General features: G+C 52.0%; 8 protein-coding genes. 5 read left to right on the top strand and 3 right to left on the bottom strand.

All coding sequences use genetic code 11. The features are described 5' to 3' along the window. Positions 1 to 813 (top strand): putrescine export ABC transporter ATP-binding protein SapF, encoded by an 813-nt coding sequence (sapF, locus tag ACQKDS_RS11300; RefSeq protein WP_399670144.1) that lies wholly within the window; start codon positions 1 to 3, stop codon positions 811 to 813. Positions 814 to 875: 62 nt separating this feature from the next. Here the strand turns inward: sapF and ACQKDS_RS11295 are convergent, their stop codons facing one another. Next, positions 876 to 1,772 carry a LysR family transcriptional regulator gene (locus ACQKDS_RS11295; RefSeq protein WP_399670141.1) on the bottom strand — a complete coding sequence of 299 codons (897 nt, stop codon included), beginning with the start codon at positions 1,770 to 1,772 and terminating at the stop codon, positions 876 to 878. A 285-nt stretch (positions 1,773 to 2,057) separates the two neighbouring features. Between ACQKDS_RS11295 and ACQKDS_RS11290 the strand changes: the two genes are divergently transcribed. Together ACQKDS_RS11290 and ACQKDS_RS11285 are read left to right on the top strand one after the other, a co-directional pair. After that, complete coding sequence (locus ACQKDS_RS11290) at positions 2,058 to 4,364, top strand: FdhF/YdeP family oxidoreductase (protein ID WP_399670292.1); 2,307 nt, start codon at positions 2,058 to 2,060, stop codon at positions 4,362 to 4,364. A 135-nt stretch (positions 4,365 to 4,499) separates the two neighbouring features. Beyond that, positions 4,500 to 6,434, top strand: coding sequence for an exoribonuclease II (locus ACQKDS_RS11285; RefSeq protein ID WP_399670138.1), 1,935 nt, complete (start codon positions 4,500 to 4,502; stop codon positions 6,432 to 6,434). Between the two features lie 164 nt (positions 6,435 to 6,598). On the opposite strand, the gene ACQKDS_RS11280 is transcribed toward ACQKDS_RS11285, so the two are convergent. Further along, a complete protein-coding gene (locus ACQKDS_RS11280; protein ID WP_399670135.1) occupies positions 6,599 to 7,765 on the bottom strand; it encodes a M20 aminoacylase family protein in 1,167 nt (388 codons plus the stop codon). 436 nt (positions 7,766 to 8,201) lie between these two features. Then, the gene (fsa, locus tag ACQKDS_RS11275; RefSeq protein ID WP_399670132.1) at positions 8,202 to 8,867 is read right to left on the bottom strand and encodes a fructose-6-phosphate aldolase; all 666 of its coding nucleotides are present in this window, start codon (positions 8,865 to 8,867) and stop codon (positions 8,202 to 8,204) included. A 137-nt stretch (positions 8,868 to 9,004) separates the two neighbouring features. On the opposite strand from fsa, the gene ACQKDS_RS11270 reads away from it, so the two are divergent. Next, positions 9,005 to 9,904 (top strand): glycyl-radical enzyme activating protein, encoded by a 900-nt coding sequence (locus ACQKDS_RS11270; protein WP_399670129.1) that lies wholly within the window; start codon positions 9,005 to 9,007, stop codon positions 9,902 to 9,904. Positions 9,905 to 9,908: 4 nt separating this feature from the next. Beyond that, positions 9,909 to 12,341: a formate C-acetyltransferase/glycerol dehydratase family glycyl radical enzyme gene (locus ACQKDS_RS11265; RefSeq protein WP_399670289.1), complete on the top strand. Its 2,433-nt coding sequence runs from the start codon at positions 9,909 to 9,911 to the stop codon at positions 12,339 to 12,341. The last annotated feature ends 15 nt before the right edge of the window (positions 12,342 to 12,356 follow it).

Below are 12,356 nucleotides of genomic sequence, written 5' to 3'. Positions count from 1 at the left end.
ATGGAAACGTTACTGGAAGTGCGTAACCTGACGAAAACCTACCGCTACCGAACCGGGTTGTTCCGCCGGCAGCATGTCGAAGCGGTAAAATCGGTCAGTTTTACCCTGCGGGAGCGCCAGACGCTTGCCATCATCGGTGAAAATGGCTCAGGCAAATCCACGCTGGCTAAAATGCTATCTGGCATGGTCGAGCCGTCTTCCGGCCAATTATTGATCGACGATCATCCCTTATCGTTTGGTGATTATCGCTATCGCAGCCAGCGTATCCGTATGATTTTTCAGGATCCCAGTACCTCGCTTAACCCACGTCAACGCATTGGCCAGCTACTGGATGCCCCATTGCGGTTGAATACCGATTTGGAAGCGCCGGAACGTGAGCAGCGTATCATCCAGACCTTGCGTCAAGTGGGGATGTTGCCCGATCACGCCTATTATTATCCGCATATGCTGGCCTCTGGGCAGAAACAACGCGTAGCCTTAGCACGCGCGTTAATTCTCCAGCCTAAAGTGATCGTCGCCGACGAAGCCCTGGCTTCTCTGGATATGTCAATGCGCTCGCAAATCATCAACCTGATGCTTGAATTGCAGGAAAAACATGGAATTTCTTACATTTATGTTACTCAGCACTTAGGCATGATGAAACATATTAGCGATCAGGTGATGGTGATGCATGAAGGTGAAATCGTCGAACGTGGCAGTACCGCGGAAGTGCTGGCCGCACCACTGCACGATCTCACCAAGCGTCTGATTGCCAGCCACTTCGGCGAGGCGCTTACCGCCGATGCTTGGCGTCGTGATGGTGGGCGGTTCTGACGGCTGCCCCACTTAGGCGAACATAGCACCAGGGGAAAATTGCTGGCGATGCAATGATCCCCTCATTGCAACAACCACCCCTGCGCCGCATCAAAAAAGTGTTGCGCCAATGGTGTAGCGCGGCCGGGTTCCGCAACTACCACGGCAGCATGACGTGACATTGGCGTCATGGTCACGGTTCGATGCTGCAACTGCGGCGTCATTTCTGGCAAAAGATTACCACGCGGGAATAACCCACAACCTAGCCCGACAAAAATACACTGCAAGAGTTGAAAAATAGAGGTGGTTTCCACCCGTGGCTGCAAAGTTAACCCTTCATCACGGAAATGTTGATCGAGATAGCGACGAAAATATCGCGTCGGTTCAGCCAGGCATAATGGCAGCGCTGCGACTTGTGCCAACGTTAATGGCTCATCACCGATTAACTGCGGGAAATACTGCGGATGAAAGACCAGTTCTACCCCGCTATCGGCTAGCGGTTGCGACTGAAAATGCAGCTCTTTCAGCGTCGATAACTCAAAGAAACCAATACCAATATCTACCGTATGCGCCGTCAGCGCTTCCAACAAACGATCGGCACTCAACACAGACAAACGGTAGTCCAACTGTGGGTACTTCTCACTGACGGCCTTGAGCAATTGCGCCAATGAGATACTACACTGAGGCACCACACCAATCCGTAACGTACCCTTCAGACCATGCTTGAGTGATTCCACCTCCAGCTTCAGTCCCTGATAGACCGATACAATCTCCCGCGCCCACGCCAATACCCGCTCACCTTCGGCGGTAAAACCTTCGAAATTATTGCCACGGATAATTAATGCCACACCGAGTTCTTTTTCTAGATTTTTCAATCGCATCGATAACGTCGGTTGGCTGACAAAGCTGGCTGCCGCCGCCCGGCCAAAATGCCTTTCACGCTCCAGATTACACAGATAGATCAGCTGCTTGATATCCATACATTTACTCAAGTTATTATTATATTAATAATTATACCACCCCAGTAATCACTGTTAATGCAGGTTTACGGTATCCGCAACATTAGGTGCTTAGGTTGTATAAAAGGCACCTCAGATTGGGCGCTTTGCCCTCGGTCGTCACCTCTCGCGATAAACCCGCTCTATGCCACTATTGCTCGATTCGATTAGACGCCCGCGTTATGCAACCCTAAACTTATGACATAAAGAATCAAAACGCTTAAAAAAGCGATCACACCCTAATAACAATCACCTGCGAAAACCATGATGAAATTTAAACCGTCCATTAAGCCGTATACCGGTGCTGCAGGCGGCTGGGGCTCATTAGAAGCCACCACCCGCTATGTATTAGACAGTAAACAAGCGCTGAGGAACTTGCGTAACCTGATGCGTGTTAACAAAGTCCGGGGTTTTGACTGCCCCGGTTGTGCTTGGGGTGATGATAACCACAGCACCTTCAGCTTTTGCGAAAACGGTGCCAAAGCCGTCAGTTGGGAAGCGACGCGAAACGCAGTCTCACCCGCATTTTTTGCCGCACACAGCGTGTCGACCCTGTTGCAACAGAGCGATTACTTTCTGGAGTATCAAGGGCGTCTCACTCACCCAATGCGTTACGATGCGGCCACCGACCACTATCAACCTATCAGTTGGGCCGATGCGTTGGCGTTAATTGCTGACCACATCAAACAAATGGACACCCCAAACCAAATCGAATTGTATACCTCAGGCCGCGCCAGCAATGAAGCATCCTACTTGTATCAATTATTTGGCCGCATGCTTGGAACCAGCAATTTCCCTGATTGTTCAAACATGTGTCACGAAGCCAGCGGTATTGGATTAAAACAAAGCATTGGCGTTGGCAAGGGCACCATTCGTATGGATGATTTTGAAAAAGCCGACGCGATATTTGTATTTGGTCAGAATCCGGGGACGAACCATCCCCGTATGTTGCACAGCTTGAAACATGCCGCCCAGCGGGGGGCGCGGATCGTCAGCTTTAACACCCTGCGCGAACGCGGGTTAGAACGCTTTGCCGACCCGCAAAATCCACTTCAAATGTTAACGCCCAAATCGTCCCCCATTAGCACCGCCTATTACCAACCCAACTTGGGGGGCGATATGGCTGCGGTACGTGGCATGGTTAAAGCACTGTTGGAAACGCATCGCCAGCAGATCGCCGCAGGGCAGCCCGGCCTGTTCGATCTCGCGTTTATTACACGGCACACGGTCGGTATTGATGACTACTTAGCCCAGGTTGACGCAAGCGATTGGGCCACCCTCACCAACCAGTCGGGGCTCACCGAAGCACAGTTGCGCCAGGCCGCGGCAATTTATCAAGGCGCATCACGCGTGATTTGTACTTGGGCTATGGGTATTACCCAGCACAAACACTCGATTGCCACGGTACGGGAAATCACCAATTTACAACTGTTATTCGGCCAGTTAGGCAAGCCGGGCGCCGGTCTGTGCCCGGTTCGTGGCCACAGTAATGTGCAGGGTAACCGCACCATGGGCATTGATGAAAAAGCCCCGGCAGCGTTACTCGATAGCTTGGCACAACACTTCAACTTCTCGCCGCGCCGTGAGCCAGGCCATAACACCGTTGAAGCGATTGAAGCGATGCTGCGGGGCGAGGTGCGCGTGTTGATTGCGCTTGGCGGCAATCTCGCAGCGGCAGCACCGGACAGCGAGCGTACCGCCCAAGCATTGCGCCACTGCGATTTGACGGTGCATATCAGTACCAAACTGAACCGCAGCCACCTGATTACCGGCAACGATGCGCTTATCCTGCCAACGCTGGGACGTACCGAACAAGATATACAGGCCAGCGGGCCACAGTTTATTACCGTGGAAGACTCATTCAGTATGGTGCATGCATCAGAAGGCGTGGGTAAACCCTTATCCGACAGCCAATGGTCAGAAACGGCAATCGTGTGCGGTATCGCCAATGCCGTATTGGGCAAACACCCGCTCGACTGGCTGGCGTTGGCCGATGATTATTCGCTGATCCGCGATCATATCGCCGCAACAATCCGTGGTTTTAACGATTTTAATCAACGCTGCGATTTACCAGGGGGCTTCTATTTAGGCAATGACGCCGCCGAACTGCGATTCGCAACATCAAGTGGCAAAGCCAAGTTTAGCGCGGCCGCATTACCCGCAACGCTGTTCCCGCAGTTAGAGGGTAAACACGCCCCCTTCACTCTGCAAACATTGCGTTCGCATGACCAATACAACACCACGATTTATGGTTTGGACGATCGTTATCGCGGAGTCTACGGCCAACGGGAAGTTCTGTTTATTAATCCTGACGATCTCGCTACATTAGGCCTGCAAGACGGCGACCACGTTGAGATTGAAACGTTATGGAACGATGGCGTCACGCGTAAAGTCAGCGGATTTAAACTGGTCAGCTACGCGATTCCGCGCGGTAATCTCGCCGCCTATTATCCTGAAACCAATCCGCTGGTACCACTGAGTAGTTTTGGTGACGGCACCGGCACGCCAACGTCAAAATCTATCCCGGTGGTGATTCGCCCCGTGTTAGCAAAACCCACATTGCGTATTGCCTGATCTAATGAGCCTGATATCCGTAAAAATCATGCGGCCAACGTGGAAAAGCGTAATATCAGGCTTGCCCGCAGCGGGTGATTCGCGTAAAACTGTCAGCCGCAAATCTTGCCACTCACAACCCATTCACTGGACGATATGTTTCAAGATAACCCGCTGCTGGCGCAGCTTAAACAGCAACTTCACTCTCAGACCCCGCGCGTTGAAGGCGTAGTTAAAGGCACTGAGAAAGGCTTTGGCTTTCTTGAGGTCGACGGTCAAAAGAGCTATTTCATCCCACCGCCGTACATGAAAAAAGTCATGCACGGCGATCGTGTCGTCGCTACCGTACATACAGAGAAAGAACGCGAAATCGCTGAGCCCGAAACGCTGGTCGAACCGTTCCTGTCTCGTTTTGTCGGTCGTGTACAGAAAAAAGATGACCGCCTGTCGATCATTCCGGATCATCCGTTGCTGAAAGATGCGATTCAGTGTCGTCCAATGCGTGGACTGACGCATGATTTCCAGGCTGGCGATTGGGCAGTAGCAGAAATGCGTCGCCACCCGCTGAAAGGCGACCGTGGTTTTTATGCTGATTTGACTCAATTTATTACCGACGCCGAAGACCACTTCGCGCCGTGGTGGGTAACGCTGGCACGCCACAATCTGGAGAAAGAAGCGCCAGAAATGGCCGCAACTCACCAACCTAGCTCAACGCTGGTCCGTGAAGATCTGACCCATCTTGACTTTGTCACCATCGACAGCGCCAGCACCGAAGATATGGATGATGCGTTGTTCGTGCAGGAAAAGGCTGACGGGGCTCTGCAACTGACCATTGCGATCGCCGATCCGACCGCTTTTGTCGATCAAGGCAGCACGCTGGACACTATCGCGAGCCAACGTGCCTTCACTAACTACCTGCCCGGTTTCAACATTCCGATGTTGCCGCGCGATCTGTCCGACGACTTGTGTTCATTGCGTGCCAATGAGCGTCGCCCGGTACTGGCCTGCCGCGTGACCCTCGCCGCCGATGGTGCGCTGGGTAACGACGTGCAATTCTTCGCCGCAGAGATCGAATCTAAAGCCAAACTGGTTTATGACGAGGTGTCCGACTGGCTGGACGGTATAGCCGGCTGGCAACCGCCAAGCGAAGCCATTGCGCAACAAATCACCCTGCTTAAACAGGTATGTGATGCGCGTAACGCCTGGCGGCATCAGCACGCGCTGGTGTTCAAAGATCGCCCGGACTACCGTTTCGTATTGGGTGAAAAAGGCGAAGTGCTGGATATCATCACCGAGCAACGTCGGGTTGCCAACCGCATCGTGGAAGAGTGCATGATTGCCGCGAACGTCTGCGCGGCTATCGTGCTGCGTGACCGTCTGGGCTTCGGTATTTACAACGTCCATACCGGTTTTGATCCCGCGCTGGTTGAACAAGCCGTCACCGTATTACAAAACCATGGCATTGAAGCCGATGCAGAGAAACTGCTGACGCTGGAAGGTTTCTGCGAACTGCGACGCCACCTTGATGCGCAACCCACACAGTTCCTGGACAGCCGTATCCGTCGATTCCAAACCTTTGCCGAAATCAGCACCGAGCCAGGGCCGCACTTTGGTTTGGGTCTGGAAGCCTATGCAACCTGGACATCGCCAATCCGTAAATACGGCGATATGGTTAATCACCGGCTGCTGAAAGCGGTGATCGCTGAACAATCCATTGAAAAACCTCAGCAAGAAATCACCGTACAATTAGCGGATCGTCGTCGTCTAAATCGTATGGCGGAACGCGACGTGGGTGACTGGCTGTATGCCCGTTTCCTGAAGGATAAAGTCGGTACCGATAGCCGCTTCAATGCCGAAATCATTGATGTCACCCGCGGTGGGCTACGCGTACGTCTGCTGGATAACGGTGCAGTCGCCTTTATTCCTGCGCCATTTATCCACGCGGTGCGCGATGAATTGGTATGCAGTCAGGATACCGGCACCGTTCAGATAAAAGGTGAGGTTGTTTATCGACAGAGTGATAGTTTACAAGTGACCATTGCCGAAGTTCGCATGGAAACCCGTAGTGTGATTGCTCGCCCTGCCGTCTGACGTGTCGAGTGTTCACCGTAACCCATCGGCCTTTGAATGAGGTGCCCGATGGGTTACAGCTCGATACTGTTTTGCTTGGCTCTCTGTGGATTCCTTGGGGCGCATCCCCCGGAGACGACTGACAAATTGCCCGCGGTATCACATCTGCAGATTGTTTCCGCCCACTATTTTTTCAAAAAAGCCTCAACTAAGGCGCACCAATACTGACAACCCGGCACGAGGCATCGGTCATTAAAATCATAACCGGGATTATGAACCATGCACCCGCCCTTCTCATTTCCATTACCGATAATCAAATAACTCCCTTGTGGATGCGCATCAAGCATAAAAGCGAAATCTTCACTTCCCATCAGCGGCTTCGTGTCGTTGTGAGCACGTTCGGCGCCAAACTGTTCAACGGCAACGGTATAGGCGAAATGGGTCATCGCCTCATCGTTGACCAATACCGGCGCACCGTTTACATGATTGACCTCAGCGCTAGCACCAAAACTCTCCGCCTGCGCCTTCACTAATGCCAGTATACGCTGGCGTAACTTAGCGCGTACCTCACCCTTTAATGCTCGCACGCTAAGCTTCATTTCGGCACGATCGGGAATGACATTCGCCGCCTCACCCGCCTGGATACTGCCCACGGTGATAATCGCTGCCTCAAGGGGATCGATATTGCGTGAAACGATACTTTGCAGCGCGACAGTGATGTGTGAGGCAACCACGACCGGATCAATCGTCAGATGCGGAACGGCGCCATGCCCACCGCATCCCTGCACCGTGATGGCATATTCATCCATTGATGCCATAAAAGAACCCGGTCGGAAAAAAAACTCACCTTCAGCCATACCGGGCATGTTATGCATGGCAAAAATTGCGTCACAGGGGAACAGATCAAACAACCCTTGTTCAACCATGACCGCACCACCGCGCAGCATCTCCTCAGCAGGTTGAAAGATCAGATGCAGCGTACCATCGAAATTTCGCGTTTGCGCCAGATAGCGCGCTGCCCCCAACAACATGGTGGTGTGGCCATCATGTCCGCAAGCGTGCATTTTTTTCGGCACTGTGCTGACCCAAGGCTTGCCGTTGTTTTCTAAAATCGGCAAAGCATCCATGTCAGCACGTAACCCAAGACGCTTATTACCACCGCCGACTTTAAGGGTGCCAACTACGCCCGTTCCCGCTAACCCACGATGTACTTCATACCCCCAAGACGTCAAATAATCAGCAACAATATCGCTAGTGCGATGTTCTTCAAAACCTAATTCAGGGTGCTGGTGTATATCATGTCGAATTGTGATCAACTGTGAAGAATAATCAGCGAAATCTTTATTGGTCATATAAACGTCCTTATATATTTAATCTATTTCACCAAGAAATTACTTTCTCAATCAGCTAAATTACTAGAGCCGTCATAATTCAGCTGCAGTGTTTTAGGCTGTTTTCATTATCCAACTCATAGCCGTGTTAGAGAACATCACGATTTATTGACGCGTCTGATTAAGGTATATATCACAAGGATTGTTTGCTTCGCTGCCATGCACAGGTAACAAAATTAAGTTAATCAGCGAGAGTCGTCACTAACGGTAAGTTTGCATGATGTAGACCGGTTTAAATTAAATAATTAATAGTGACAGGAAGATTAAAGCCAAAAAATAATGCCGCATTACTGCATCGCCAAGATATATTGGCGCAGGTTCTAACATCGGGTTGTTACACTCTATTGCGCATGTAAAAAAGGCGGCTCAAGGCCGCCTTCAATCATCATCCATTGCGCTAACTCAGTACATTAGTGCCGAACGCCCCTTGCCAGTCTTGCTCAAATTTTGCCACCGCCGCATCAACCGCCGGGGTAGCAATTAACTGCTCTGCCACATCGACGGGCAATGTTAAGGACTGACAGCCAGCCAGCATACACTCCAGCGCCTGACGCGGGGTTTTAAAGCTGGCGGCCAATACCTTGGCATTCGGTGCGTGCAGCGTCAGTAGCTGCTGCAACTCATGCACCATCTCAATGCCATCCCCGCCCTGAGCATCTACGCGATTAATGTAAGGTGCAACATATTCGGCTCCCGATAGCGCTGCCAGCAATCCCTGTGCCGCGCCATACACGGCAGTACCGAGCGTTGGTATCGACATGCTTGTCAGTTTTTTGATTGCCGCCAACCCTTCTGCGGTGGCGGGGATCTTTACGATCAAACCTGGCACTCGTTGATGCAGCAATACGGCTTCGGCCACCATACGCTCCGCATCATTCGCCATGACCTGAGCAAACAATTTACCCATGCCGCCTAACGCATCGCGCAGCGCGGGCAACACTTCCCAAATTGGTTTTCCTTCTTTCGCCACAATGCTTGGATTGGTCGTTACGCCATGCAGTGGCAGCACACGTGCCAAGCGTTTTACGGCAGTGACATCAGCGGTATCGAGGTAAAGCTCCATTTCGGACTCCTGAATCTTTGTGGGCGGATTCAAACTCCCAACATCATAGGGGATCAATTCGGATAAGGATTGATTAAAATCAAACCAAATTTCATTCGAAACCACTTTAATTTACGAAAGAAAATAGAGGGTGAAGAATGATCTTTAACGTGCAACGCTATTCGACCCATGACGGCCCCGGTATTCGCAGCGTTATTTTTCTCAAAGGCTGTTCACTGAACTGCCGATGGTGCCAAAACCCGGAAAGCCGTTCACGTCAGCAAGACATCTTGTTCGACCCGCGGTTATGTCTGGCGCACTGCCAACTGTGCCATGCACGTGCGCCACAGGCCATAGCCTGGTGTGATGAATCTTTGGTCATCCAGCGTAATCGGCTTACTGATAGCGATTATGCCGCATTATCCGGCTGTTGCCCAACGGATGCACTGACCGTGTGCGGTAGCGCGGTAAACATTGACGAAATTATGCATACCGTGTTGCGAGACAAACCCTTTTACCAACGCAGCGGCGGCGGGCTAACGCTATCCGGTGGTGAGCCATTCATGCAACCCGCTCGAGCCGCAGAGCTGCTTAAGCGGGGAGCTCAAGCCGGTATCCATACGGCCGTTGAATCCTGCTTGCATATCCCTTGGTCACACATTGCGCCTTCACTGCCTTGGCTTGATCTGATGCTGGCCGATCTCAAACACGTCGATGAACAGCGCTTCAGGCAGTGGACTAACGGCTCAGCTAAACGCGTGATGGATAACTTTCGCCGTTTGGCTGCAGCATCCGTTCCCCTCATCATACGCGTGCCGCTGATCCCTGATTTTAACGCTGACCGTCACTCGGTTCGCCGCCTTGTCGATTTTGCTGCCGATGAGGTTGGCGTCGATGAGATCCACTTTTTGCCGTATCACACACTGGGTATCAACAAATATCAACTACTCGACATACCGTATGACGCCGCCAAAACGCCATTAGATGACCCCGAACTGCTGGCCTATGCGCAAGATTACGCCAGCGTTAAAGGACTGACCGCTATTTTGCGAGGATAACATGATGACTACGCTGGATCTCACCACCCTAACTGAACGTATTAAAGCACACAAAAATACCTTGATTCATATCGTTAAGCCGCCGGTTTGCACCGAGCGCGCCCGCCATTATACCGATGCTTATCAACAGCATCAGGATAAACCGCTGCCGGTACGTCGCGCATTGGCCTTAGCCAACCATTTGGCGCATCGCACTATTTGGATCAAAAACGATGAACTGATCGTGGGCAATCAAGCCAGTCAATTACGCGCGGCTCCCCTGTTCCCGGAATACACCGTCAATTGGATAGAAAGCGAAATTGACCATCTCTCTGAGCGCCCCGGCGCCGGTTTTTCGATCGGTGAAGAAGATAAAGCCGTGCTGCACGCGTTGTGCCCATGGTGGCGTGGCCAAACGGTACAAGATCGTTGCTATGGCATGTTTACTGATGAGCAAAAGGCGTTGCTGGCGAGCGGTATCATCAAAGCCGAAGGCAATATGACCTCGGGTGACGCGCACCTGGCAATCAATTTCCCTCTTCTGTTGGATAAAGGGCTGGATGGATTGCGCGAAAAGGTTGACGAACGCCGAAGTCGTATCCAACTGACCGATTGGGCCGATCTGCATAAAGAGCAATTTCTGAAAGCGATAGCGATTTCATTGACAGCGTTGAGCGAGCATATTCTGCGTTATGCAGCAGTAGCACGCCAAATGGCGCTGAGTGAGCCACGGAGCTGGCGTCAGCAAGAGCTGCAAACCATCGCCGCCAACTGCGAGTTGATCGCCCACCAGCCGCCACAAACCTTCTGGCAGGCACTACAACTGTGCTATTTCATCCAATTAGTGCTGCAAATTGAATCCAATGGCCACTCGGTTTCATTTGGTCGCCTCGATCAATACCTCTATCCGTGGTATCGCCGTGACGTTGAACTGACGCAAACGCTCCCCCGCGAGCAAGCCATCGAAATGTTGCAAAGCTGCTGGTTGAAGCTGTTGGAAGTGAATAAAATTCGTTCTGGTTCACACTCCAAAGCCTCCGCGGGCAGCCCGTTGTATCAAAACGTCACCATTGGCGGCCAGCGATTGAACAACGGCATTGCTTGTGATGCGGTTAATCCCTTGTCTTACGCTATTTTAGAGTCCTGCGGCCGTTTGCGCTCGACTCAACCCAATCTCAGCGTGCGTTATCACGCCGGTATCAGCGATGATTTCCTCGATGCCTGTGTGCAGGTCATCCGCTGTGGCTTTGGCATGCCCGCCTTCAATAATGACGAAATTGTTATCCCTGAATTTATCAAACTCGGTGTGACACCTGCGGATGCCTACGACTACGCGGCGATCGGCTGCATCGAAACCGCAGTCGGCGGTAAATGGGGCTATCGCTGCACCGGCATGAGCTTTATTAATTTCGCCCGAGTGATGCTTGCGGCCTTAGAACAGGGCCGCGATGCCACCTCCGGGCAGGTATTCCTGCCACAAACCGGGGCGCTGTCAGCGGGTAATTTCACCCATTTTGATCAGATACTGGCGGCGTGGGATACACAGATCCGCTATTTCACCCGTAAATCTATTGAGATTGAATGTGTGGTCGATAGCGTATTGGAGGAGAACGCCCACGATATCCTCTGCTCTGCGCTCGTCGATGACTGCATAGAACGCGGTAAGAGTATCAAACAAGGCGGAGCCAAATATGATTGGGTTTCTGGCTTACAGGTCGGTATCGCTAATCTTGGTAACAGTCTGGCGGCAGTGCGTAAGCTGGTGTTTGAACAAGGCCTGGTCAGCCAGCAGCAATTAGCGGCCGCCTTGGCCAATGACTTCGACGGGTTGGACGGCGAACAACTGCGGCAGCGTTTGATTAACGCGGCGCCGAAATTTGGCAACGACGTCGATGATGTCGATCAATTATTGGTACGAGCCTATCAAACCTATATCGACGAATTAAAGCAGTATCACAACACCCGCTTTGGTCGCGGCCCAATTGGCGGCACCTATTATGCTGGCACCTCGTCAATTTCCGCCAACGTCCCATTTGGCGCCGCAACCATGGCAACGCCTGACGGTCGTAAAGCACACACTCCTTTGGCAGAGGGCGCCAGCCCCGCCTCCGGTACCGATCGCTTAGGGCCAACGGCGGTATTCAACTCGCTATCCAAGTTGCCGACCGCGTCGATACTCGGTGGTGTGCTGCTTAACCAAAAGCTCAATCCATCAACGCTAGAGCATCCACGCGACCGAGAAAAACTGATGCTCATGCTGCGCACCTTCTTTGAGGCTTACCACGGCTGGCACGTGCAGTACAATATTGTGTCGCGCGAAACCCTGCTGGCAGCAAAACAGCATCCTGACCAATATCGTGATTTAGTGGTACGCGTCGCTGGATATTCCGCGTTCTTTACCGCATTATCCCCTGACGCGCAAAATGATATTATCGCGCGAACAGAACACACTATTTAAACAATTTATCTTTGC

The organism is Serratia sp. NPDC078593, from assembly GCF_050268245.1.
In the GTDB taxonomy this organism is placed as follows: Bacteria; Pseudomonadota; Gammaproteobacteria; order Enterobacterales; family Enterobacteriaceae; genus JBNNGK01.
Note: the sequence above shows the minus strand (reverse complement) of the source record. Positions and strands in the feature narration are given on the sequence as shown.

Coding starts and splice junctions, on each gene's coding strand:
- sapF (WP_399670144.1), top strand. CDS start 1: ATGGAAACGTTACTGGAAGTGCGTAACCTGACGAAAACCTACCGCTAC.
- ACQKDS_RS11295 (WP_399670141.1), bottom strand. CDS start 1,772: ATGGATATCAAGCAGCTGATCTATCTGTGTAATCTGGAGCGTGAAAGG.
- ACQKDS_RS11290 (WP_399670292.1), top strand. CDS start 2,058: ATGAAATTTAAACCGTCCATTAAGCCGTATACCGGTGCTGCAGGCGGC.
- ACQKDS_RS11285 (WP_399670138.1), top strand. CDS start 4,500: ATGTTTCAAGATAACCCGCTGCTGGCGCAGCTTAAACAGCAACTTCAC.
- ACQKDS_RS11280 (WP_399670135.1), bottom strand. CDS start 7,765: ATGACCAATAAAGATTTCGCTGATTATTCTTCACAGTTGATCACAATT.
- fsa (WP_399670132.1), bottom strand. CDS start 8,867: ATGGAGCTTTACCTCGATACCGCTGATGTCACTGCCGTAAAACGCTTG.
- ACQKDS_RS11270 (WP_399670129.1), top strand. CDS start 9,005: ATGATCTTTAACGTGCAACGCTATTCGACCCATGACGGCCCCGGTATT.
- ACQKDS_RS11265 (WP_399670289.1), top strand. CDS start 9,909: ATGACTACGCTGGATCTCACCACCCTAACTGAACGTATTAAAGCACAC.